The organism is Candidatus Paceibacterota bacterium (assembly GCA_035452965.1).
Taxonomy (GTDB): Bacteria; Verrucomicrobiota; Verrucomicrobiia; order Limisphaerales; family UBA8199; genus UBA8199.
In genome coordinates this window covers 39,870-63,815 of sequence record DAOTCE010000025.1, presented here as the reverse complement: position 1 = coordinate 63,815, position 23,946 = coordinate 39,870, and the positions used below count along the sequence as shown (strand labels likewise).

Here is a 23,946-nt window from a genome sequence, read left to right as displayed (position 1 = left end):
AGCTCACAAACTAATCAGCCGGGACGGAACAATGATCAAATCGTCCGGTTCGAGGACCACGTCCTTTTCGGTCGCCCCCTTTTCAAGGATATCCGCCATGTTCAGTTCAAATGTCTGTTTGGCCTGGCCGTCCACCTCCGCGTTGCGGATTACTTTCACTTTCTTCTTGTTCGCGAAGTCGGCAAAGCCGCCGGCGCGCAGAATAGCCTTGCCCGCGGTCAGGTTCTCATTGACAACCAGTTCAATCGGGCCCTGGTTGCGCACCTGGCCCCAAACATAAATCCGCCCCAGCAGCTTGTTGGCCAGGTCCAGTGCAATCACCACAGTGGCTCGATAGTAGTATTCCTTCTCCAACTGCGCCTTGAGTTCATCCGCCAGTTGTTTGCACGTCTTGTCTGCTGCCGCGATCCGGCCGATGTAGGGCGCGTCCAACTCACCGGAATCCGCCACCACCAGGCTTCTCGGCGCATCTCGGTCTTCGATTATCTGGAGACTGATCTTGTCCCCCACCCGGAGACGATACTTGTCGTCCGGCACGTAACCCGTCACGGTAGCCACAGTCGCCGGAGCCGTGGTGCTAACGGCAGGCACCCCGCTGGTGTTGACAGTGGTCGCGGGGACAGGTGCGGACTGTGGAAACGGTTGCGCCAGCGTTTCAAAGTCCATGAACACAGGACCTGTGGCTTTGAGCGACCTGATGGCATCGGACGTCTGGGCCCAAGCGGCCGATCCACTCAGCACCAGCATTACGATAAAGACGTTTGCGACGTATTTGTTCAATTACTCAGTATGCATGTCTTATAGCAACCCGCAGAGGAAATGTCAGTAACTTTCGCAAAGGCTCCTCGAGCTAGAACGTATAGCTGAAACCCAGACTCACGATGTTAACAGAATACTCCCTCCCCGATTCATTGGAACTGCGCCAGTAGAACTGGTAGCCCAGGCTGGTGGAGAGTTTCTCACCGAGGCGCCACCCGAGTCCTATCTGCGGGCCGTACTGATCGAACGTCTCGGAGCCCGGACTCACTTGCGAGCCGTGATTGTAAACGAATGACGTGGAGAGACTGGTCTTGCGAATGACCCGCCAGTTGGCCCGCCAACTGAATGAATACATATCAACCGTGCCACCGAGAAGCGCAGTCTGAATGGTCCGCGAGCCTGCCAGAGATTGATCCACATACCGACTGATCCTGTGGGTGAGGGCGAGCTGCGCATACATTCCGCCGAAATCATCGCCGGGGACAGTGCCCCCGCTCGACTGAGGCGAATATACGGTGTATCCGGCATGCCCTGTGAAGTCAACATACTCGCTAATTTGTGTTTCGTAAAAGCCCCCGACGTTCCATTGCCGGGCGTCGCTGTACAGGGTATTGGCACCCGAGTATTGAAGCAGAGCCCCGCCCAATTCGACACCCAGCAGCACTCGTGGCTTCGGGGCATAGCCCGCGGAAAAGGAGAATAATTCGGATTGCCCATCCGGCCGACCTTGATTCCCACTCAGAACACTGCTATTCGCGTGGTCGTAGCCGGAGCGCAACACAACCTTGTTCAGATCCCAGAGTGTGCTCACACCCAACGTGTTCTCGAACAGCGAGTAGTTCCCCGTTCCGGCAACGGTCGGATCCAGGTAACTGTCCTCTGTTACGGAGACCCGGTCGTGGAGGTTGATCCAGAAATCGCCCGCATAGATGTCAAACGACAACTCGGAATTCGGCGTGATGAAGTATCGGCTCAACTCGGGATGCTGGACGTAGGCCGAGTAACCAGCGCCCAAATTCAAGTTGATGCTGTTCTTCTCAGAGACAGGCCACAGTAACTGAGTGTTGACCTGTGGGCGAAAGATGAAGTCGGCCTCAGGATTGTCTTGGGCGTTGCCGGCATTGTCATTGTATTCCAAACCCAGTGCTGTTCTAAACCGCCAGGCAGTCGGCCCCAACTTGAGATTGTAATAATCGGTGGTCGTAGCCGCCCTTCGCCGCGCTTCCGCCGCCTCCGCACTGGCCATAGACATGCGAACGGCTTCCTGCCCTGACGCAACCGTGACGAGGCCAACCGCCAGCAACGCAGCGCTGGCGATCGAGGGAGCCTGGCCTTGCTGGCGCTTCAAGATTCGGGAGTTGAGATGTTGGTGTTCAGCCACTAATCCACAACTTATCAATGTTCACGTTCGCTTTAGCGATTGGATGTGTCTGGCATTTGCCATCCGTGACACTCGCATTTGAATCCGGCTCCGTGCCGAACCGGCAGCAGCGACCGTGCCCGCCAATCCGTTCCCAGAGCAAAGGTGGACACTGGCACAAGCAATTCGCTCTGTGAAGCAGAATCAACTGATCATAAGCTTGTTCGTTGCTGGCTAGCCTGGCTGCTTGCGCGGGTGTAGCGTGCTCCCCGTTTGCACAGAGAACACGAAGTCATCATTGGTCCCCGGATACAACCGGATACAACCGGATGGTCCCTCCCAACCTCCACCATGAACCCGGTCTTTACACAACCCGCACACCGTCCACAAATTGGACAGTGCTGTTGCGTACTTGCCTTCTCCAGTCCCCGCTGACCCCGGCACCCCTGGCATGGTGATCTGGTGACGACACGGTGGTGTTACGGTGTGGTTCCCATGGGGGTCGGGCCCCATGGGAACCACACCGTAGCCTGATCGCACTAACAAGCTATCCACCAGCCAGCCGCAAGCCAACGCCGGCGTGCGACCACTGCAATGGCGTCGAGCCCGTTTGGCGGGGGTGCTGGAGGTAAGAACCCGCGAATAACCTAATATTCTCCCCTAATATTCTTGCCTGGACCGCTCAGCATGATACTATGCGCTCAGTCAGCACAGTGTTTATGATGGACGAAAACTGGGCTTCAGTTCTGCGAACGACAACTTCTCTTCGTAGCACTATCCGCGAAATTCCTCAAAGCCTGCGGGAATCGTTTACTACTGCGCACAGCACGGATTCCTTATCTGCCATTAGCCTTTGGTTGTTCTCCATTTCGGCTGCGGCTGCCCCACGCTGTGCTCTAGTTGCGACAGCCGCACTGGCTATGTTTGCAGCGTTGCAGGGTAGTGCCGCAACTCTGCTTGTCACGAACAGCAGCGTCAGCGGCCCGGGTTCTCTGCAGCAGGCTATTCTAGATGCCAATGCCGCGAACGGCCTTGACACGATCATATTCCATATCCCCGGCACTGGGGTCCGCACCATTGCCCCAACCAGTGCACTGCCTTCGATCATCGACCCCGTGGTGATTGACGGCGCCAGCCAGCCTGGTTTCGCCGGCACCCCGCTCATTCAGATTACCGGCACCACTGCTGGCACTGGCAGCCACGGGCTTCATTTGCTCAGCGGCAACAGCACCATCCGCGGCCTTGCCATCAACCGCTTCAGTGGAGCCGGTATCTTCATCGAGGGGCCAGGCGGCACGAACTTGATTCAAGGCAACTTCATCGGCACTGATCCCACCGGCAACCTCGGCCAAGGCAATGGCGCATCTCCTCCCACCTTCGGCGGGGTATTTGTCTTCGGGTCATCGGGAAACTGGATCGGCGGCTCCGTTGCCACCAACCGCAATCTCATTTCGGCCAATACCGGTTCCGGCATCTATCTCTACAACTGCAGCAGCAATGTTGTCCAGGGAAACCTCATTGGCACGACCGTAGCCGGCACGTCCGCACTGGGCAATAGCACCAACGGAATCAGTATTTACAATGCAAGCGGCAACCAAATCGGCGGCACCTCAGCCGCCACCCGCAACATCATTTCCGGAAACGGCGCCAGTGGCGTTTCTATCTACGGCCCAAGTGCGATGAACAACACGGTTCAGGGCAACTACATCGGTACACAGGTTAACGGGGGCTTGGCCTTGTCTAATGCGGCCGACGGCATCACCCTAAACGGCACGCGAGCCAACACCATTGGCGGGACGAACCTTGGTGCCGGCAACCTAATTTCGGGGAACGGCCAAGTAGGCCTGTTCCTGCGAGGCACGGGGGCTTACTACAACCTCGTCCAGGGCAACTACGTCGGCACGGACACCTCCGGCAGGCTGCCCCTAGGCAATGGCTTTTCTGGCATTACCATTCTCGGTTGCACCAGCAATCTCATTGGCGGCTTAACGGCCGGGGCGCGGAACGTTGTTTCAGCCAATCGCTTATCCGGTGTTTACATCACCACCAGCGCCAACGCCAATCTGGTTCAAGGCAACTACGTTGGCGTGGACGCAACCGGCACCAACGCCCTCGGAAATGGGGCTAACGGCATTTCGATTGAAAGCGCCAACTCCAACACGGTTGGCGGGATCAACGCCGGCGCGCGGAATGTCATCTCGGGCAACACGGGACATGGCATCGAGATCTACCCCGCCACCGCCGCAACTAACACCATTCAAGGCAATTATATCGGCCCGGATGTTCGAGGACTATCAGCCTTGTCCTGGGGGCCATCAGTATGGTCGAACTCTTGCGGAATCTACATTGTGTCGCCAGGAAATCTGATCGGTGGAACAGCGAGCGGCGCAGGCAACGTCATTTCCGGTAATACCAACAACGGCGTCAGCCTGGTCGGCAACAATGCCGTGGGCAACCTTATTCAGGGCAACCTGATCGGCACGACGGCCGACGGCAAGGCCGGTTTGATGAATGTCTGGGCCGGGGTGGGAATCTCGGGAGCGCCTGGCAATCTCGTCGGCGGGACCACTCCCGGTGCCGGCAACTTGATCTCCGCCAACGCTGTTGTAAGAGGGGATGCGGGCATCTACCTGATTGGCGCCGGCGCCACCCGCAACGCCATTCAAGGCAATAAGATCGGCACCGACATCACAGGCACCTTGCCGTTAGGCAACACGCACGAGGGCATCTACGTGGAAAACGCGCCCTCCAACACCATCGGCGGGGTGATCGCTGGAGCAGGCAACTTGATCTCCGGCAACAAGACCACCGGCATCTTGCTGTATAATGCACCCGGCACTGTGATTCAGGGCAACCTGATCGGCACCAAAGTGGACGGCTTCAGCCCTTTGGGCAACACCTGGCACTCTTTAGACTGCGAAATCGGCACCCGTAACACCACCATCGGCGGCACCGGCGGTGCCGGCAACACTATTGCTTTCGCCAAGGCTTACACTGGTGTCCGCATCCGCAACAGTAGCACCAACAACGCCATTCTGGGCAATGCGATATTCTCCAACAATGCCCTGGGTATTGATTTGGGCAACCTCGCCGGCATCAATGGCATTAACTTCTGCGGCGGAAGCAGCACCAGCGCCGCCAATTTGTCCAATAACTGCCCGGTGCTCGTCAAGGCGCTCAGCGGCAGTGGCACCGAAATTCACGGCACGCTCAATAGCCGGCCCAACAAGACTTATCTGCTCCAGTTCTTCGCCAATTTCTCCTGCGACCCAACGGGCGTCGGCGAGGGCCAGTTCTACCTGGGCGAGAAGTCGGTCATAACGGACGCCAATTGCACCAATAGTTTTGTCGCCACCCTGCCCACGCCGATGCCCCCGGGCTATACTTTTGTCACCGCCACCGCGACGGATAGCACCGGCAACACCTCCGAATTCTCCGCTTGTATTGGCGTCTCCGTGGCGCCCGAGCCGCCGATCCTGTCCATCGCTTCGCTGCTCTCCAGCGGCCAGGTTGCCCTGGCCTGGACAAACACCCCGGGCTTTGTGCTCGAGCAAACCGACACCCTCTCCCCACCCATTCCCTGGGCCATCGTGACGAACAATCCCGTCCTTATCAACGGTCAATATGTTGTCACCGTGTCCACCACCACGAGCAACCGGTTCTTCCGGCTTAGCTACTAGTAGTGTGAGACGCCCGGCACACTTCCTGCCGCCCCCCTGCCGTGATCGGCGCCTCAATTGGCCAGGATCGGCCTTCGGTGTTGCTGTCGGCCTTTTCGTGGCCATCGTGGCCGCTGCCAGCCCGCCGCCTGCTTCGGCCCAAACCTCGATGGAGACCATTCTCACCAATGGCCCCATCTCAAATCGCCTCAACCTCGTCTTCCTTTCCGAAGGCTACACCTCCAGCCAGCTTGGTCAGTTTCTCGTGGACGCAACCAATGCGGTCAATACTCTCCTGTCCCACTTGCCCTGGCGGGAGTACAGCAGCTACGTGAACGCTTTCGCCATCAAGATTGCCTCCGCCCAATCTGGTTCCGACCATCCCAGACACACCATCACCAATAGCACCTACTTCAACAGCTTCTATGATCCAGATTGGGACTACTACATCACCATACCCCCCGACAGCACCGGCCAAGGCAAGGTAGATGCCCTTCTCCAACCCTTCCCGCCCCAATCTTATCTTGCAATCCTCCTGGTCAATGATCCCAAACCGGGCGGCTCCGACGCCTTCGGCAAGACGGCGATCGTGTCCACCAGTGCCGTCGCAACCGAGGCGGTCATGGGCCAGCCCTCGATCCTGTCCCATGAAACGGCTCACGTGCTGGCCAATTTGGGAGATGAATACACCACACCCTATCCGGGCTTTCCCGACATCGAAGAGCCGAACACAACGCGAGAAACAAACCGCACTTTGATAAAGTGGCAGGCTTGGATCGCCACCAACACTCCTGTTCCCACCCCCAATAACTATGGGGAGGACGGCGTCGTTGGCCTCTTCGAAGGCGCCCATTACCACGAAACAGGCTGGTACCGCCCCACCTATAGTAGCTGCGTCATGAATTTCCTCGGCCAGCCCTTCTGCCCCGTTTGCAGCGAAGCCCTGGTCTTGGCCATCTACCAGAAGGTGCGGCCCATTGACTCGTTCTCACCGGCCAGCACTTACTTGTTGACTACGAACACCCAGCCCCTCTCCTTCAGCGTAAACCTTCTCCAACCGGTTTCGCACAGTCTGAGTGTCCAATGGTTGACGAATGGTGCGCCTTACCTCGGGGCCAGCAACACCAACATGACTTTGCCCCCTCAAACGCTTCCCTTCGGCAGCAATTGGATCTCTGCCCTGGTCACGGACAACACACCCCTGGTGCGCACCGATCCCACCGCCCTCTTGGGTCAAACCCTTACTTGGTCGCTGAATGTCAACCACTCGCAATTGCAGCTAGATTCGCTGACCCGCCTGGCTGGGGGCCGCATTGCCTTTCGCGTCACCGGTAATGCGCCGCAGGGCGTCGTCATTCAGAGTTCCACCAACTTGCTGAACTGGTTCAGGGTTGCAACAAATGCCCTGGCTGCAGGCCAGTTCTGGCATACCAATTCCGGCGCCAGTAGCAATTCGCGGACTTTCTACCGGGCAGTCACGCCTCCCTGACCTGCTGAATCCGTTCGTAAAGCAAAAGGCGCGAGCCAATGCTCGCGCCCCTTAAAGTCTTCCGCCCCTCCGCTACTCTTTGTGCCGCAGCCGGCGACTCAGGAGCAATACACACAGCCCCCCAATGAGCGAGAGCGCCATGACGGAAGGTTCAGGCACCGCCAGCATCAAAGCCCCAAAATTCATCTGATAGTTTGGAGCATCAGAGTTCCAGAGCAAAATCCAATCAGGAGCCGATTCGGTGCCGCGATTCTCCCAATAGGAGTTCGGATTACCCCCCGTCACTGGTGGGCAATAAATATCCACGCCCACCGAGTCCGTCTCCTCCATCCCGCGGAACTGGACGCTCCAGGTTATCGTGTTAGCAGGGATGTGGAGCCCGGCGGCAGCCCAGTCTATTCCTGCCGTGAAGAATAATGTGCTTCGCGGAGTCGGGCCAAAATTTGGCACATCGTCGCTGCCGAACCAGCCACTGTTGAACAACTCGGTTGCGGGGCGAACGTGATTGTTTGGGTCGAGGTCGCCGTCCATCAGGTAAAGCTTCACGCGAGCCTCCACATTACCGGCGAATGCGGAATTATTCGGCGCTGCAGAATTGGTCCCCCAATATTCGAAAGAGAAGAAGGTCAAATTCCGCTCAACGCCGTCCAAGTCAACATTGTCCCCTATCTCTACCGTGCCTGGGTTGTAGCGGGTTGTCAGGTCACCAACGCTGTTGTCGTAGATCGTTGTCTGCCCCTGGAGCGGCAGGATTGGAGTCACGCACAACAAACCGCTGATTGACAGCACTCCCGCCTTGGCAATCGTTCTCATAATTTGGTTTACAGTATGCTTAAACTCGGCACTACGAGCATTGACCGGTTTTGCCGAATACTATCGGCATCGGACGCTATGTCAACACCATTCTCACCTTTTCTGCGATTACCCCCAATCCTTAGCCGTAACTATTCACTAGCCAAAGCGGCCACCGTTTGCAAATGACGTATGGATGCATGTAATAACATCCAATCATTCCGGAACATCCGGTCACCAAACAGTGACCGAATTCATTAAACTCAAAACGCCTCAGGAGACCATCCAAATCGGTTTCACGGACCAGAAAGTCAGCGGTCGGGCTGGACTGCTGACTTTCGCCGGTTTTCTGCACTGGCACCGATTCAGCGAGCTTCTGGCCAAAGTGCTGCCCCACGCCAAGACCCGCGGCATTCCGGCGGCCGATCTCGCGGTGGGATTTCTGGCCGGCATCCTGGCCGGGGCGCAGAGGCTGGCACAGGTGGCCTATCTGCGCAGCGACGTCATGCTGCCAGCGCTCCTGGCCATCAAACGGATTGGCAGCCAGTCGACGTTCACCTGCCTTTTCCAGGGCTTCAACACGGCGGGCAAAAATCTCGGCACCTTCCGCTGTCTGTGGCGCTGGTGCCTGGAACGGCTGCCCAGCCTCGCCGGGGGCTACGCCCTGGATTTGGATTCGACGCGCCTATTGCACGAGGACGGCCATCAAGAAGGAGTTAAAACCGGCTACACCCGCCTGGGAACCAAACCGTGTTTGCATCCGCTCCTCGCGGTGTTGGAGGAGGCCGAGCTGGTGGTGGAGTTCTGGTTGCGACCGGGCAACGCCAGTTGCGCCAACAACGTGGTGGCTTTCACGCTGGACCTCTTGGCCAATCTGCCCTCCTGGATCCGGCTGCGGTTGGTGCGGGCCGATTCGGGCTTTTGCGCGCCCGAATGGATGGACCTACTGGAACTCAAAAAGCCCTCGTACATCGTGGTGGCGCGGCTATTGAAGCCGGTGCAGCGCCTGCTCAAGAAGGACATGATTTGGCAGCCGACGGAGGTGCCGGGCACCGAAGTGGCCGAAGTCTGGCATCAGGAAGCCAGCTGGCGGCAGCCGCGCCGGCTGATTCTGTTGCGGCATCGGATAGACGAGAAACAAACGGCCAAGCAACGCACCGGCGGCAAGACCTTGGTAGATTGTCCGGGTTACCTCTACCAGGCCCTGGTCACTAACGTGCCTGCCAGCGTGCCGCCGGTGGAAGTCTGGCGGCAATATAACCCGCGAGCGGGCTGCGAGGAGGTGATCAAGCAATTGGACGCCGATTTTGCGCTGCCCAAGCTGTGCGTCAAAAACTTCTGGGGCACCGAGGCGGCGTTGAGCTTGGCCATCCTGAGATATAACCTGACCCAACTCTTCCACCGTCATCTGGGCTGGATGGATCGGGTGACGGCCAACACGTTGCGTTTTCGTCTGTTCGCCACTGGGGGCATTATCAGCCAGACCGGCGAGGTGACGACGATTCGCTTGGCGGTGCGGGAACCAGAGGAAAGGGCGTGGTGGCGGCGGTTGCTGGAGAAAACCATCAGCCTGATTCCCAACTGCAATGCAGTAGCACAATGCCCCTGATCGGCTTGGTGGCACAGGCCATTGCGCGTATGCGGATCAAGAAAAAACCGCGCTGAAATTCAAAAATAGACTGCCGCAGCGGCTGCGTTAGGAACAGCTTGGGGCGCCGTGCCTTTCGAGGGATTGGGTTTTCTCGAAAGCGAGCAAACCGGTGGAGTCTGCTCAACTTTTGAGTCCTACTGAATAGTTACGGCGTAGCGAAGGTGGGGCGGTTTCGCCCCAAACCGCCGGTTCCCGGCGCTCTCGGCGAGAGCGCCCTGTTTTCATCAGTGAAGCCGCGCCAACCCGCGGCCAAAGAATCGAGGAGCTGACGGGCGCCCATCTGGTTGTTGGTTTCGGGATTGAGCGGCTGGACGCGGGCACGCTGGATGGCGCCCTGACGGCTGCGCTGCTAAACGACATGGCCGACTGCGCCGACAAGGTCGGTTGGGAACGGTTTGAGTGCCTTAACGGCCTAACGGACGGCGTGAGAGCGGCACCGAAACGGCCAAGTGACGGCCACCAGACGGCCACTGGATGGCCGGGGCCAAATTTGGCACCCGGCCATCTGCGGCTGTAGGGCGGGCGGTCCGACCTGCTTCGGATGGGCAGGCAGGTATGAAGATGCCTTCTACGGCTAACTTTCGGGGCCAGGACGGGGTGTGAGGATAACAGCCAGGGCGCGGGTCGCCTAGTGGCACGGGCCGATGCCAACGGAGAGTGTATAGAGGAGCCTGAGCAGAAGGCTGCCCTGCCTCCTACCCTGCCACCTTATTAGCTGGAAACTCCTGACGAGAGATAGGACCTTTGCAGTCCCCCTCCACCAATACCTTTCTGGTCTGTCGCCCTACCCGTTGCTTCGCAACAGACCCGCACGGCTCCGCTCCTCACTCCGCAACCACGGATTCACAATGCGAGGCTCGACCCACGGCAGCCACCCTAAGCTGATTGCCATTGACGAAAACCCACCAACCCGAATTTAATTCTCAGGCAGCGTGTTTATGAAAAAGGTCATCCTTGCGGGGTTCGTTGTGGCAGCCGGTTGCCTGGTTATTTGGTTCTGGGGGCGTCCCGCTTACCGGCGACACCAAGAAACCCGGGCGGTTGAACAAGCCAGACAGTGGCTTGCGAAAGGCGATTTTCGCAATGCTTCACTCAGTGCCCGCCGGGCTTTGCAGGTGAATCCCCACAACCTGGATGCCTGCCGAATCATGGCCGATTTGGCCGAAAGAGCCCGCTCACCGCACGTATTAGACTGGCGCCGCCGCATCGTTGAAGCTGCTCCAACCGTCCAAGACAGACTCATGCTTGCTTCGACCGCCCTGCGGCTGCAGAGCCCCCCCTACCCTTTGGCTACGCAAATTCTGGAAGAACTCAAGAGCTCGGCTGCCAATGTCGCCGCCTATCACGTTGTGGCGGCTGAGTTGGCGCTTCGCCTCAAGAAGACCACTGAAGCCATCGCTGGATTTGAGCGGGCCAGCCGGCTCGAACCGACCAATGAACTGCATCAGTTGAATCTGGCGGTCCTGCAGCTCCAGTCTACCAATTCAGGCGTTCCTGCGAATGCGCGCGCAACGCTCGATCGCCTGCGTGCCAGCACCAATGTCGGCGCGATTGCCCTCCGCTGGCTGGTGGCGGACGGCCTCGGACGAGATGATCTTGCCACTGCACGAACGTTCTCCCGACAACTGCTTGCCGACCCACGTTCAGTGGCGGACGACCGGTTGCAGCACCTCTCTGTTCTCCAACGCGCACAGGACCCCGGGTTCAGAGATTACCTCAGCACGCTACAGGGCAGCGCCATCACAAATGCTGCGGAAGTTTATGCTCTCTCAGCATGGATGATTGCCAATGGTCATGCAAATGACGCGCTTAATTGGCTGACATCCTGCCCGACCGAGTTGCGGGCCGAGCAGCCGGTGCCGCTGGCGCTGGTGGACTGCTATCTTGCCACAAGAGACTGGCTTGGGTTGGAGACATTGCTCCAGGAACAGAAATGGGGCGACCTCGAGTTCCTGCGGTTCGCTTTTCTTTCGCGTGCGGCAGCCGAGCTCAATCAGAAGCGGGCTGTCGAAGTCCACTGGCGAACCGCTGTCCGAAACGCCGGCGAGCGCCTGGGACCTTTGACGGCGCTGCTGAACATGGCTGCTACCTGGGGGCGGGAGCAAGCCAGAGAAGACATGCTTTGGCTAATTGCCCAGCGCTTTCCCAACGAACGCTGGGCGCTGCGTGAATTGGAGCGCCTCTATTTGGCGGCCGGGAACACCCCCGGCCTCAACAAGCTGTACTCCGCCATGGCGGGCTACGCCCCAAAGAACATCGCCGCTCAGAACAACCTCGCCGCAACATCACTGCTGTTGAGACTCAACCTTTCCAAGGCACATGACCTGGCAAAGGAACTGTTCACACAGAACCCGCAGGAGACCATTATTGCCTCCACCTATGCCTTTTCGCTTCATCTCCAAGGGCGGACCAAGGAAGGATTGACGGTACTCCAGAAATTCAAACCCGAGGCACTTGAAATACCATCTGTGGCCCTCTACTACGGACTCCTGTTATCCGCGACCGGCCAAACCAACCAGGCTGGTAAGTACTTAGGCATCGCCCAAGCGTCCAAACTCCTGCCCGAAGAAAAAGTGCTGGTTGCGGAAGCGCTCGCTCCTTTGGGCCCTCCGAACTGAACACCAATCAAGAAACGACCCGCCACGAAGGGCGGGATGGCTTCGCAAGACACCGGTGTTCGATCGGATATCGCCTGCCCTGTCAGTATTGCGTTCCGCTTCACAGCGGTTAATCAACGCCCCCACAGGTAGCCCCATGTGAGTTAATGGAACTGAAAGAACAGGCCACTTAAGCTCCACTCTCCCGTGGCGGACCCTGCTGCAATAGTGGCAGTACAATCCATACTCCATGAGCGCAAGTGATTGGCAGATGAGGCGCCCTGGTGAAGTTCCTGCCGCTCTTGATTGGAGCTGGAAGGCCAGCGCATCCGCATCGCCCTAGCCGCTGCACTTTTCGCGCGTGGTGCCGGCATCGGTCCGGGAACATGTTGCCGCACAAAAGGCAGGGAATAATCTACTTCGATCAAACCAGGCTAAATCGCGGAAAGCTATTTGGCCGCCTCGGCTTTGGCCTCGGTCTTGGATGCGGCTGGTTTGGCTTCCTTGCCCGGCGCTTCCTTAGCCGGGGCTTCAGTAACAACGCCGAGGTCCACCCACTCCAGGATGGCACGTTGGGCGGCGTCGCCCTGACGTTGTCCCAAGCGAATGATGCGGGTATAACCGCCGCGGCGGTCCTTTTGCGCAGGAGCAATTTCGTTGAAGAGAATCTTCACGACGTCCTCCTGATGGAGACGGGCGGCGGCCCGGCGTCGATCGTGGAGGGTCCCCCGTTTGCCCAAGGTGACCAGCTTTTCGGCCACACTACGGGCGGCTTTGGCCTTGGCCACGGTAGTGGTAACGCGCTTGTGTTTAATGAGGCTGCAGACCAGGTTGGCGAGCATTGCGTTCCGGTGTTCGCCAGTGCGCCCCAATTTGGCAGTTCGCTTAAGATGTCTCATAAAAAGTGACTGGTAATCAGATGTCCAGCAGGCACGGCCACACGCCTAGTCTGCCAGTGCTATTGAGCGCCGGGACTCCCGGCAGGAGTCTGTTCCTTGGTGGCTTCCAGCAGGTCAGCCTCGAATGTCATGCCCAGAGTTAAGCCAAGCGCCGCCAGTTTATCCTTAATCTCGTTGAGCGATTTCTTGCCAAAATTGCGGTACTTGAGCATTTCCTGCTCCGATTTCATGGCTAGCTGCCCAACAGTGGTGATGTTCGCATTGTTAAGACAATTGGCCGCCCTCACGCTCAGCTCAATCTCGTTAACGCTCATGTTGAGGAGCTTCTTTGTCTTGGTCTTTTCCTCGTCCTGTTTGTCCACGACTTCCTCGAACTCCACGGCATTCTTGTCGTAACCAACGAAGACATCGAGGTGACGCTGCAGAATGGCAGAGGCTTGAGTAAGAGCGTCGTCCGGCGAGATTCGGCCGTCAGTCCAAATCTCCAATATGAGGCGGTCATAATCGGTGCGTTGCCCGACGCGGGCGCTCTCGACGGCATAGCGGACCCGGGTCACGGGTGAAAAGAGGGAGTCAATGGCAATAACACCGATGGCTTGATTTGGCTTCTTGTTCTCCTCGCCCGGCAGGAAGCCGCGGCCAACTCTGACCTCCAGCTCCATCTCGAACTTCTTCTTCTTGTCCAGAGTGCAAATATGCTGGTCAGGGTTGACCAACTCGACGTTTTGGTTGAGTTGGATGTCGGCAGCGGTGACCTCGCCCTCTTTGTTAACGGAAAGCAACAGAGTCTGGGGATCACGCGTATGGGCTTTGAACAAAGCCTTTTTCAGGTTAAGGACAATCTCCGTAACATCCTCCACCACGCCTTCAACAGTGGTGAATTCGTGCATTGCGCCGTCAATCTTAATCGAGGAGATGGCAGCACCTTCCAGGGAGGAGAGGAGCACGCGGCGCAGTGAATTGCCAATGGTGTAACCGTAACCCGTTTCAAAAGGTTCGGCGACGAACTTGGCATAAGTATCGGTGGCGGTCGCATCTTCTTTGACCAACCGTTTGGGCATTTCGAAACGTCCTAGACGTACTGGCATATGTTCCTTTCAACAATTTTAATCTGACCCCTGAGGCCTCTATTCCCGCCGGCCCAAGGAGCCCGTGTAATTGTTAAGAATCGTTAGAGTGACGGAGGCAGGGCACGAAAGTCTGAGCGATCGGTGCGCGGCTGCTCGTCCAGTCATCCAACAATCCAGTTTCATTGGCTTAGCGGGAATAAAATTCGACAACTGCCTGCTCGTTAGCAATAGGCTGGATCTCGTCACGCGTGGGAACACGCATGACCACGCCCTTAAGGGCCTCTCTGTCCAGCGAGAGCCAGTCCGGAACGGCGCGGCTACCAGCAGTTTCCAGGTTCTTGGTCGCCAATTGGCGCGAAGCGTTGGAGTTCTTAACCTCAATAACATCGTTGACCTTCAACCCGAAGGACGGAATGTTGACTTTGCGGCCGTTCACCTTGACATGGCCGTGCGCCACCAACTGCCGAGCCGCCGCACGCGTATTGGCGTAGCCGAGGTGATAGGCGACGTTGTCCAAGCGGGTCTCCAAGATCTGCAGCATCTGCTCGCCAGTGACGCCGCGGCGCTTTAGGGCGCGCTCGTAAACCCCCCGGAATTGTCGCTCAAGCAGGCCGTAATAATAGCGAAGCTTCTGCTTCTCAATGAGTCCCAAGCCATAATCGGTGTGCTTGCGGCGAGACTTCGGGCCGTGCACACCAGGGCCGTAATTGCGACGCTCGAGGTACTTTGAGGGGCCGAAGATGGGAATGCCAAAGCGGCGGCTTATGCGAACACGGGGGCCAGTATAACGAGCCATTTGCTAAGATGTAGGGTTAGGAGTTTTCAGTTGAGGGTCAGACCCGGCGCTTCTTGCGCGGACGGCAGCCATTGTGCGGCACCGGAGTAACGTCCTTTATAATAGTGATCTCTAAACCGATGGCCTGGAACGCCCGGATCGCCGACTCACGACCTGAGCCAGGGCCCTTGACGCGCACCTCAATTTCGCGCATGCCATGAGACATTGCCTGACGAGCGGCGTCCTGAGCAACCTGCTGAGCCGCATAGGCGGTGCTCTTTCGCGACCCTTTGAATCCAACTCGACCGGCGCTCGACCAACCGATAACGTGGCCTTGCATGTCGGTGATGCTGACCAGCGTATTGTTGAACGTCGCGAGAATGTTGGCAATGCCACTGACGATATTCTTGGCGCCTTTGGCCTTAATGATCTTCTTGCCGGCAAGATCGTCCGCCAATAACTCCGCCGCAGTCGGCGCGGCTACCGCCGCGACCGGCACAGCGCCTTCGGCGGGCTTGGGTGGTTCGGCAGCGGGAGTGGCAGCCTCCCCGGCAGGAGAAGACGCTTTCTTCGAAACTTTGCCGGGAGCAACGCCAGCCTCCGGCTTGGTTGCAGGTTTGCTTGCAGCCTTGTCGGGTGCTTTGTCAGCGGCAGTGGCAGATTTTGCCGCGGCCTTGCCCTCCTTCTTGGGAGTGGGCTTCTTTTGGGTTTCGTCAGCCATGGGCTAGTTGAATCGTTATGGAATGTTAGATGGTAGTGTAGCGGCCATCAGTGGATACCCGTCTTGGCGGCCGGATTGCGAACGACGCCGACAGTCTTCCGCGGCCCCTTACGGGTGCGCGCATTGGTTTGGGTGCGTTGCCCGCGAACCGGCAGGCCACGCAGATGGCGGATGCCGCGATAGCACTTAATGCCCTGCAACCGCTTGAGGTTCATGCCAATCTCGCGTCGGAGGTCGCCCTCGATGACGTATTTTCCGTCCTGGATAGCGTGGACGATTTGGGAGAGTTGCTGCTCAGTTAGGTCCTTCGCGCGCACACTAGGGTCAATATTCGCCTTGGCCAGAATTACTCTCGAGTTGCTGGGGCCCAAGCCGTAGATGTAGCGCAACGCAATATCAATGCGCTTGTTTGGTGGAACTTCCACGCCAATAATGCGAGCCATAAATTCTTTGAGGTACTAATGTCTAGGTTGCGCCACAGGTCAACCCTGCCGCTGTTTGTGGCGAGGATTGGTACAGATCACGCGAATGACTCCTTTGCGGCGAATAATCTTGCAATTCTCGCAAAGTTTCTTAACCGATGCACGGACTTTCATATCAAATTCGTTTCTGCATTCACAACAATACGCCCCACCGACAAGTCATAAGGCCACACTTCCAACCGGACGTTGTCCCCCGGCGCTAAGGCAGTAACCTTCAGACGTCCCTTCCCTGCGACATACGCCAACAACCGATGCCCATTAGACAATTCCACTCGATACATCTTCCTCGGCAGAACTGCAACTACGGCACCTTCAACTTCGATGGCACTTTCTCGGGCCATGTCAGAACCTCGGGTTGAGCCTCAGTGATCAGTACCGTATGTTCAAAATGAGCGGACAGTGAACCATCCTGCGTCACTACTGTCCAGCCATCATTCAATATTTTTACGCCCGCCGCCCCAGCGTTGACCATAGGCTCGATCGCCAGGGTCATCCCAGGTCGCAATTTCGGAGAGGACTTGCCATCTACGAAATTCGGAATCTGGGGCTCTTCGTGCATTGTCCGCCCCACGCCATGGCCCACAAACTCCCGGACCACGCTGAAACCGTTGCCTTCCACGTAATTCTGTATGGTCCGCGAGATATCAGCCACCCTCCCCCCCGGCAACGCCTGACTGATACCTTGGTAGAGAGCCTTTTCGGCAACATCTATTAGCCTCTGCGCCAGCACACCGCACCCTCCCACGGCCACCGTCCGCGCAGTGTCCCCAATGAATCCGCTGTAAATCACGCCAACATCCAGGCTCACGATGTCGCCAAACTGCAGTGCCCGAGAACCTGCCAGGCCGTGCACGACTTGATCATTAACCGAAATGCATATGTGGCACGGATATTTTCGATAGCCCAAGAAAGCGCTCTTGGCGCCAAAATGCTTGATCCGAGACGCGGCAAAATCATTCACCTCTTTCGTCGTCACGCCAGGCTGAACAAACGCCGCCACCTCATTCAGAACGGTACCGGCCACCGCACACGCCGGCCGCATCGCCTCTAAATCCCTCTCACTCTTCAGAATGATCATCAGAACCGGCCCCGGAGCCGCCCCTTCTTCAGGAAGCCGTCGTAATGGCGCATTAGCAGGTGCGTTTCCATCTGGCGCATAGTGTCCAGCAGCACGCCAACAAGAATTAGCATGCTCGTGCCACCGAAGAAGGTGGCCACTGGGTAAGGGATCTGAAGTTCACTGTACAACCAGATCGGAATCAAAGCGATAATCGTCAGGAAGATCGCGCCCGCCAGTGTAATGCGGCTCATGGCATTGTGGAGGTAATCGCTCGTCGCCTGTCCCGGACGCACGCCAGGAATGTAGCCTCCGTTCTTCTTCAAATCATCGGCGATTTGCAATTCGTTAAACTGCGTCGCCACCCAGAAATAGGAGAAGAAGAGAATCATCAGACCGTATACCACCATATAGAGAAACGCCCCTTCAGCCAGCGCACGAGCAATCTCGCCGAAGAACTTGATGTTGAGGCTCTGCCCGAGAAATAGAAATATCTTCTGGGGAAACATCAGAATCGCCTGAGCAAAAATAATCGGCATGACACCCGAGTAATTCACCCGGAGCGGCATGAACGAAGTGCCCCCCGAATAGACTTTGCGGCCGACTGCCCGCTGGGCGTACTGCACGGGCACTTTCCGCTGCGCCTGGGTGATCGCGATGACGCCAGCGATGACACCGGCCAGCAAGAGCACCAGAGCGATGGCGTGTCCAAAATTGAACTTGGCTTCGACCCCAGCGCCGGGGAAAAACATGTCTTTAAGGGCGACAGCCGCTTGCGGCAGGCGAGCTAGAATTCCAATGGTGATGACAAGCGAAACACCGTTGCCAATCCCACGTTCGGTGATCTGTTCGCCGAGCCACATGAGCAGCATAGTTCCCGTTGTCAACATCAGCAGCGTCTGTAAACGATAGAACCAAATGTGCGCGTCAGAGTAGAGCACCAACCGGTCTGCCGTGTTCCATTGTGGAAAGAGCTTTTCCGGATTCTCCCAACCTATAGCCATTACCATCCCCTGCCCCAGGCAAAGAAGAACAGTGAGATACCGACCATATTGAATGATCTTGGTGCGACCGCCTTCTTCTCGGGCAAGTTTACTTAAAGTCGGAATGACCGCCGTCAACAGCTGGATGATGATCGTAGCGCTGATGTAAGGCATGATACCCAAAGCGCCCACCGCGCAGTGTTCCAAGGCGCCTCCGGTGAAGAGGCTGTACATGCCTAAGAGTCCTCCGCCCGCCGAACCAGCCTGACTGGCAAAATAATTCTGCAGGATCGTGCCATTCAGCCCGGGGATCCGCACGACTGCCTCCAGGCGACAAATAGCCAGCACCATCAAAGTGAACAGAATCCGAGACTTTAGCTCCGGAATCTTAAAGCAATTGCAGAAAGTATTGTAAATGGCAGATAGCATGTTACCATTAGCCTCAGAAGTCCGAGACTCCACCCGTCGAGTTATGAGTTGCTTCCGAGAGTATCAAAGGGATCATTTCTTTTCAGGTGCAGGCGCTGCTTTCTCGACATTCTTGGGCTTGGTTGGCTCACACGTTCCCCCTTTAGCCTCGATCTTGGCTTTCGCTGACGCACTGAAAGCATGCGCGCTCACCACAAGCTTGCGGGTCAGTTCCCCAGCACCAAGAATCTTGATGCCAGCCCCGCAGCCATTCGCCAGGCCCGCTTTTTTCAAAATTGCTTCATCCACCCGCGTACCGTCATCGAAATGGTTGAGGGCCTCTACGTTCACCGGCAGGTACCGAGTTGTATGGCGCGCGTTGTTGAATCCCCGTTTGGGAATTCGCCGAATCAATGGCATTTGGCCACCTTCGAAACCGATACGAATAGAACTGCCTGACCGCGCCGTCTGGCCCTTGCCGCCCCGGCCACTGGTTTTGCCGCGCCCACTGGCTTCTCCCTGACCCAACCGCTTGCGACGGTGGCGGGCTCCAGGACGAGGCTTTAGATCATGTAATCGCATAAAAAGCTAGGCGGTTGGTGCAGCATCCGGTGAAACGGTAGTTGGCGATGATGCTGTCTCGGCAGCCTTGGGCGCTGCCGCCTTCTTGATTTCCAAACCGCGTCCGAGGTAAATATCCTCGCGCAACCTAAGGCTCAGCAGCGCGTCGAGTGAAGCCTTGACCACGTTAGCGGCATTCTTTGACCCGAGCGATTTAGTCAAGACGTCCTTAACGCCGGCCAACTCGAGCACAGCCCGTACGGACTTGCCTGCAATGATGCCCGTGCCTGGAGACGCGGGGCGCAGCAGAACCTTAGCTCCGCAATATTGAGAATACACCTCATGCGGCAAGGTCCCCTCCCTTAATGAGACGCTGACCATCTGCGAACGGGCCATCTCGCCACCCTTGCGAATTGCATCCGCCACCTCGCCCGCCTTGCCCAGCCCCACCCCGACGCGGCCACTCTTGTCGCCGACGACAACTAACGCGCTGAAGTTGAACCGACGTCCGCCCTTGACGACTTTCGCGGAGCGATTAATGAACACGACCTTCTCGGTCAACTCCTGCCCGGACTGGGCGTCAATGATGGGTTCCGGCTCCGGCCGGCTCCGCCGCCCCCGCCCCGGACCGCGCTGCGGCCTGGGCTCGCCGCTCTCTACTTTGGTTGGTTCAGCCACAATGTTTGTTTCCATCATGCGTTAAAAGTGCAAACCGCCCTCACGCGCTGCGTCCGCCAAGACCTTAACCTTGCCATGAAACGCCGCGGAACCGCGGTCGAAAACTACTCTCTTGATACCTTTCTCAAGGGCCTTTTGCGCGGCCAGTGCGCCGATCACTTTGGCGCTCGCCAGATTAGCCGCGGACTTCTTTCGATCCGGCGTCCCCTTGCTCGTGGTAGAAACTGCCGCGAGGGTCACCCCCGCGGTGTCATCAACAAACTGGACATGAATATTCTTGTTCGTAAAACAAACGCTCATCCGCGGGCTGTCTTTTGTACCACTGATTTTCCGGCGAACGCGCCAGCGCCGGTGCAGCGCCAGTTTGTGCTTTTTCTCAGTTCTCATCTCAATTCGTCAGCAGTCACTACTTTACTCATTGTTCCGTAACCCATTACTGTACCGTCTTGCCTTCCTTGCGAATCACCCGCTCGTTCGCGTATCGTACCCCCTTGCCTTTGTAAGGTTCGGGCGGGTAGAAGCTGCGCAGTTCCGCTGCGACCTGACCCACCACTTGCCGGTCGGGACCTTCGACAACCAGCTTTGTGTTTTCCTCAACCGTCACTTTGACCTGAGACGGGATTTTATATACGATAGGGTGTGAGTATCCCAAACTCAGATTGACGCTGTTGTCCGCGACGGCAGCCTTGAATCCAACCCCTTGAATTTCAAGCCTCTTGACGAAGCCCTCACTAACGCCTCGCACCATGTTGTTCACCAAAGCGCGGCTGAGACCATGCAGGGCTTTAGCTCGCGAGTCATCGCCCTCCCGGTTGACAACGATCTTGCCGTCCTCCACTTTCAGGCTGGTGCGGCGCGGCAACTCCCAGTTGAGTTTGCCCTTCGGCCCCTCAATGAAAATCTGCTGGCCTTTGACCTCCACCTTTACTTTGGTGGGAATGGCTATCGGTTGCTTTCCAATTCGCGACATAAACTCAAAATACCTTGCGGCACCGGCATGATTGTCTGCCTCTGAAGGTCCGCTTCATCGTCTCACCAGATATAACAAATCAACTCACCACCGATGTTCTTTCGGCGCGCCTGTGTGTCGGTCAACAGCCCATCTGAGGTGGAAACGACAGCAACCCCCAGACCGCCGCGCACACGCGGTATCTTGGCAGCGCCGACATAACGGCGCAATCCCGGGGTGCTCACTCGGCGCAGCCCTTCGATGACGCTCTTTCGACCTTGATACTTCAACTTCAACTTGATTGTCCGCGGCAGCTTGCCTTCCACAGCAAAATCAACAACGTAGCCCTCCTGTTTCAGGATCGCTGCGATGCCTTCCTTTATTTTCGAGTGCGGCACTTCGACTGCCGGCAAGAGTGCCCGGTTGGCGTTGCGTATCCTCGCCAGCATGTCAGAAATCGGATCGTTCATAAACTTTACCAACTGGCCTTGGTCACGCCCGGAATTAGCCCGCCGAGAGCCCCTTCCCGAAAGGTTAAGCGCGAACAGCCAAACTTACGGAGGTATCCGTGCCGACGGCCGCTCATGGAACACCGGTTGACCACCCGCGAGGGGCTGGCATTACGCGGGAGCTTGGCCAGCCCGGCATAGTCGCGCTTGGCCTTTAACTCGGCCCTTATCGCCGCGTACTTCTTGACGGTCTCAGCTTTCTTCTTGTTACGTTGGACCCATGCTATCTTTGCCATAAGAAACTATCCTCCTTTGCTCTGCTGATCGAGTCCGCTCTCAGCGGCCTTGGCTTGTTTGGTCTCGACCTGCCGGACTTCGGCAAACGGCATGCCCATCAATTTCAACAGATCCAGCGCTTCATCATCGGTGCGCGCGCTGGTCACAATTGTAATATCCATGCCTTGCTGCCGCTTGATCTTGTCCAATTCAATCTCCGGGAAAATTGTCTGGTCGCCCACTCCCAGCGAATAATTGCCCCGGCCATCGAAGGAACGTGGCGACAGACCGCGGAAATCGCGGATTCGCGGAAGAGCGGTCGCAATCAACCGATCAAAGAACTCATACATCGCGTCGCGGCGCAGGGTGACCCGGCAGCCAATTGGCAGCCCGCGGCGAAGTTTAAAATTGGCGATGTTGTGTCGCGACTTGCTAATGGCCGCCTTCCGGCCAGTGATCAGCGCCAGATCTTTGGCCGCGTCATCCACAGCGCTCTTCTCCAACGATGCGCTCACCCCCATGTTGACCACAATCTTCTCCATCCGGGGCACCTGATGCACATTGGTGTACTTGTGCTTCTCCTTGAGCACCGGCACCACTTCTTTAACGTATCTGTCGTAAAGTCTGGCTTTCATTTCGTTTCAGGTTCCAACCCTGCTTCACGCCTGGGCAGGAGTCGCGGTGCCGCGCCGAGCGGCGCGAGCATCGTAGTCCTCGGCTCTCATCACATTTGAGATATGGATCGAGCCTTCCCGTTCCACGATCTGGCCTTGCGGATACTGCTGGCTCTTACGCATGTGTTTCTTGATCATGTGGGCGCCTTCCACTATGACCCGCTGCTTCTTGGCGACCACCGTGATAATCCGGCCGCGCTTGCCCTTGTCCGCCCCCGCAATCACGACTGCCTCATCGCCCTTTTTTACATGAAATCTGCGCATAGTCTGGTGTTGGCCCATCAGATAACTTCCGGCGCCAGCGAAACAATCTTCATAAACTTCTTGTCCCGAAGCTCGCGCGCCACCGGGCCAAAAATGCGCGTGCCGCGCGGATTCAATTCTTTGTCAATCAGGACAATTGCATTGCTGTCAAACCGCAGATAGGAGCCATCATCGCGGCGAATCACCTGCCGGGTGCGCACCACCACCGCGTCCACCACTTCGCCTTTCTTGACAGTGCCGTCGGGTGCCGCCTCTTTGATATGGGCCTTGATAATATCGCCCACGTGCGCGTAGCGCTGATTGCGGCCCAGAACTCCGATCGCCGCAGCCCGCTTGGCGCCGGTATTGTCCGCCACATCTAAGATGGACCGTACTTGTAACATAAATTCTATTATGGTCGGCTAATGCCCAGGCCTGAGACCGTCTCAGGCTGCCACCGGGGCCACCCCCGAGCCGCTCTCCACGACCTCCACCAAACGCCAGCGCTTGGTCTTGGAGAGTGGGCGGGTCTCTTCCAACCGCACACGGTCGCCCACCTTAGCCAGGCCTTTCTCGTCGTGAGCATACAGTTTCTTGTGGCCGGTGACGATCTTCTTGAACTTCGGATGCGGAAAACGCCGCTCAACCCGCACAATGATGGTCTTGGCCATCTTGTTGGCGATGACTTCGCCCACGCGCTCTTTACGTTTGGCGCGGGCAACCGTCGCAGTGTTATTGGTTTCAGCCATACAAAATACTTATGCCGTCTTGTGCCGCAGTTGCGAAATGCGGGTTTCAATGCGCGCAATGTCGCGCCGCAGGGTCCGCAGACGTGCCGGCTTCTCGAGCTGCGCGCTGGCCTGCTGCAAACGCAGGTTAAAAATCTCCTGCCGCCAGTTCCGCCCATCCGCCAGCAGTTCCGCCAGTGTCTTTTCCTGTATTTCTTTCCGTTGCGTCTTCTTCATAACCGGTTTGAGCGGTGCTCGTCTATCGGCCCATTCTATGCCGCGAGATGAACTTTGTCTTGATCGGCAGCTTCGTCGCCGCCAGGCGCAACGACTCCCGCGCCACGGCTTCGGTTACGCCATCAACCTCGAACAGCACGTTGGCCGGACGAATCACCGCGACCCAGGATTCCAGCGGCCCCTTGCCCTTGCCCATGCGCGTCTCCAACGGCTTCTTGGTGAAGGATTTCTGCGGGAAAACGCGAATCCACAACTTGCCGTGACGCTTCATGTTGCGCGCGATCGACACGCGGGCCGCCTCAAGCTGCTTTGTATCCAGCCAGCACCTTTCCAGCGCCATCAATCCGTACGCGCCAAAGGCCACCGTCTGGCCGCGCATCGCCAGGCCGGCGCGGTTGCCGCGGTGCATCTTCCGGTACTTCACTCTTTCGGGCATCAATGGCATATCA

28 protein-coding genes are annotated in these 23,946 nt (G+C 57.5%); 4 read left to right on the top strand and 24 right to left on the bottom strand.

Features of this window, described 5'->3' with window-relative positions; genetic code table 11:
- Positions 1-3 precede the first annotated feature (3 nt).
- Together P5205_16545 and P5205_16540 are read right to left on the bottom strand one after the other, a co-directional pair.
- A complete protein-coding gene (locus P5205_16545; GenBank protein HSA11972.1) occupies positions 4-780 on the bottom strand; it encodes a polysaccharide biosynthesis/export family protein in 777 nt (258 codons plus the stop codon).
- A gap of 70 nt (positions 781-850) precedes the next feature.
- A complete protein-coding gene (locus P5205_16540) occupies positions 851-2,107 on the bottom strand; it encodes a hypothetical protein (GenBank protein ID HSA11971.1) in 1,257 nt (418 codons plus the stop codon).
- A 932-nt stretch (positions 2,108-3,039) separates the two neighbouring features.
- Here P5205_16540 and P5205_16535 point away from each other — a divergent pair.
- Complete coding sequence (locus P5205_16535) at positions 3,040-5,799, top strand: right-handed parallel beta-helix repeat-containing protein (GenBank protein HSA11970.1); 2,760 nt, start codon at positions 3,040-3,042, stop codon at positions 5,797-5,799.
- Positions 5,800-5,803: 4 nt separating this feature from the next.
- A complete protein-coding gene (locus P5205_16530; protein ID HSA11969.1) occupies positions 5,804-7,267 on the top strand; it encodes a M64 family metallopeptidase in 1,464 nt (487 codons plus the stop codon).
- A 72-nt stretch (positions 7,268-7,339) separates the two neighbouring features.
- Here P5205_16530 and P5205_16525 read toward each other — a convergent pair whose 3' ends face one another.
- Positions 7,340-8,080, bottom strand: a complete 741-nt coding sequence (locus P5205_16525) for a hypothetical protein (GenBank protein HSA11968.1) — start codon at positions 8,078-8,080, stop codon at positions 7,340-7,342.
- A 223-nt stretch (positions 8,081-8,303) separates the two neighbouring features.
- On the opposite strand from P5205_16525, the gene P5205_16520 reads away from it, so the two are divergent.
- Both P5205_16520 and P5205_16515 read left to right on the top strand, forming a co-directional pair.
- Positions 8,304-9,668, top strand: coding sequence for an IS1380 family transposase (locus tag P5205_16520; GenBank protein HSA11967.1), 1,365 nt, complete (start codon positions 8,304-8,306; stop codon positions 9,666-9,668).
- Between the two features lie 1,328 nt (positions 9,669-10,996).
- Positions 10,997-12,328, top strand: a complete 1,332-nt coding sequence (locus P5205_16515) for a hypothetical protein (GenBank protein ID HSA11966.1) — start codon at positions 10,997-10,999, stop codon at positions 12,326-12,328.
- A gap of 428 nt (positions 12,329-12,756) precedes the next feature.
- Here the strand turns inward: P5205_16515 and rplQ are convergent, their stop codons facing one another.
- The 21 genes from rplQ to rplP all read right to left on the bottom strand — a co-directional run bounded on the left by rplQ (position 12,757) and on the right by rplP (position 23,942).
- Positions 12,757-13,206 (bottom strand): 50S ribosomal protein L17, encoded by a 450-nt coding sequence (rplQ, locus tag P5205_16510; GenBank protein HSA11965.1) that lies wholly within the window; start codon positions 13,204-13,206, stop codon positions 12,757-12,759.
- Positions 13,207-13,265: 59 nt separating this feature from the next.
- Entirely contained in the window at positions 13,266-14,294 is a 1,029-nt protein-coding gene (locus P5205_16505; protein HSA11964.1) for a DNA-directed RNA polymerase subunit alpha, read from the bottom strand.
- A 169-nt stretch (positions 14,295-14,463) separates the two neighbouring features.
- Entirely contained in the window at positions 14,464-15,072 is a 609-nt protein-coding gene (gene rpsD, locus P5205_16500; GenBank protein HSA11963.1) for a 30S ribosomal protein S4, read from the bottom strand.
- Positions 15,073-15,109: 37 nt separating this feature from the next.
- Complete coding sequence (gene rpsK / locus P5205_16495; protein HSA11962.1) at positions 15,110-15,772, bottom strand: 30S ribosomal protein S11; 663 nt, start codon at positions 15,770-15,772, stop codon at positions 15,110-15,112.
- Between the two features lie 47 nt (positions 15,773-15,819).
- Positions 15,820-16,215, bottom strand: a complete 396-nt coding sequence (rpsM, locus tag P5205_16490) for a 30S ribosomal protein S13 (protein HSA11961.1) — start codon at positions 16,213-16,215, stop codon at positions 15,820-15,822.
- Positions 16,216-16,254: 39 nt separating this feature from the next.
- The gene (gene rpmJ / locus P5205_16485; protein HSA11960.1) at positions 16,255-16,368 is read right to left on the bottom strand and encodes a 50S ribosomal protein L36; all 114 of its coding nucleotides are present in this window, start codon (positions 16,366-16,368) and stop codon (positions 16,255-16,257) included.
- Positions 16,365-16,595, bottom strand: coding sequence for a translation initiation factor IF-1 (gene infA, locus P5205_16480; protein ID HSA11959.1), 231 nt, complete (start codon positions 16,593-16,595; stop codon positions 16,365-16,367). Before infA ends, rpmJ begins: the two co-directional genes overlap by 4 nt.
- Positions 16,556-17,332, bottom strand: coding sequence for a type I methionyl aminopeptidase (map, locus tag P5205_16475; protein HSA11958.1), 777 nt, complete (start codon positions 17,330-17,332; stop codon positions 16,556-16,558). Before map ends, infA begins: the two co-directional genes overlap by 40 nt.
- Positions 17,332-18,723 carry a preprotein translocase subunit SecY gene (gene secY, locus P5205_16470; protein HSA11957.1) on the bottom strand — a complete coding sequence of 464 codons (1,392 nt, stop codon included), beginning with the start codon at positions 18,721-18,723 and terminating at the stop codon, positions 17,332-17,334. Before secY ends, map begins: the two co-directional genes overlap by 1 nt.
- Positions 18,724-18,795: 72 nt before the next feature.
- Positions 18,796-19,284 carry a 50S ribosomal protein L15 gene (rplO, locus tag P5205_16465; GenBank protein ID HSA11956.1) on the bottom strand — a complete coding sequence of 163 codons (489 nt, stop codon included), beginning with the start codon at positions 19,282-19,284 and terminating at the stop codon, positions 18,796-18,798.
- A 6-nt stretch (positions 19,285-19,290) separates the two neighbouring features.
- The gene (rpsE, locus tag P5205_16460; GenBank protein ID HSA11955.1) at positions 19,291-19,941 is read right to left on the bottom strand and encodes a 30S ribosomal protein S5; all 651 of its coding nucleotides are present in this window, start codon (positions 19,939-19,941) and stop codon (positions 19,291-19,293) included.
- 21 nt (positions 19,942-19,962) lie between these two features.
- Positions 19,963-20,328: a 50S ribosomal protein L18 gene (rplR, locus tag P5205_16455; protein ID HSA11954.1), complete on the bottom strand. Its 366-nt coding sequence runs from the start codon at positions 20,326-20,328 to the stop codon at positions 19,963-19,965.
- A gap of 46 nt (positions 20,329-20,374) precedes the next feature.
- On the bottom strand, positions 20,375-20,911 hold the full coding sequence (gene rplF, locus P5205_16450) for a 50S ribosomal protein L6 (protein ID HSA11953.1): 537 nt from the start codon (positions 20,909-20,911) through the stop codon (positions 20,375-20,377).
- Positions 20,912-20,973: 62 nt separating this feature from the next.
- Positions 20,974-21,360, bottom strand: a complete 387-nt coding sequence (rpsH, locus tag P5205_16445) for a 30S ribosomal protein S8 (GenBank protein ID HSA11952.1) — start codon at positions 21,358-21,360, stop codon at positions 20,974-20,976.
- A gap of 5 nt (positions 21,361-21,365) precedes the next feature.
- A complete protein-coding gene (gene rpsN, locus P5205_16440; protein ID HSA11951.1) occupies positions 21,366-21,635 on the bottom strand; it encodes a 30S ribosomal protein S14 in 270 nt (89 codons plus the stop codon).
- A 6-nt stretch (positions 21,636-21,641) separates the two neighbouring features.
- Complete coding sequence (gene rplE / locus P5205_16435) at positions 21,642-22,250, bottom strand: 50S ribosomal protein L5 (GenBank protein ID HSA11950.1); 609 nt, start codon at positions 22,248-22,250, stop codon at positions 21,642-21,644.
- Positions 22,251-22,274: 24 nt separating this feature from the next.
- Positions 22,275-22,553 (bottom strand): 50S ribosomal protein L24, encoded by a 279-nt coding sequence (locus P5205_16430; GenBank protein ID HSA11949.1) that lies wholly within the window; start codon positions 22,551-22,553, stop codon positions 22,275-22,277.
- A gap of 17 nt (positions 22,554-22,570) precedes the next feature.
- Positions 22,571-22,936 carry a 50S ribosomal protein L14 gene (gene rplN / locus P5205_16425; protein ID HSA11948.1) on the bottom strand — a complete coding sequence of 122 codons (366 nt, stop codon included), beginning with the start codon at positions 22,934-22,936 and terminating at the stop codon, positions 22,571-22,573.
- Between the two features lie 42 nt (positions 22,937-22,978).
- Positions 22,979-23,281: a 30S ribosomal protein S17 gene (gene rpsQ / locus P5205_16420; GenBank protein ID HSA11947.1), complete on the bottom strand. Its 303-nt coding sequence runs from the start codon at positions 23,279-23,281 to the stop codon at positions 22,979-22,981.
- 9 nt (positions 23,282-23,290) lie between these two features.
- Positions 23,291-23,497 (bottom strand): 50S ribosomal protein L29, encoded by a 207-nt coding sequence (rpmC, locus tag P5205_16415; protein ID HSA11946.1) that lies wholly within the window; start codon positions 23,495-23,497, stop codon positions 23,291-23,293.
- A gap of 22 nt (positions 23,498-23,519) precedes the next feature.
- Positions 23,520-23,942, bottom strand: coding sequence for a 50S ribosomal protein L16 (gene rplP, locus P5205_16410; protein HSA11945.1), 423 nt, complete (start codon positions 23,940-23,942; stop codon positions 23,520-23,522).
- Positions 23,943-23,946: the final 4 nt, after the last annotated feature.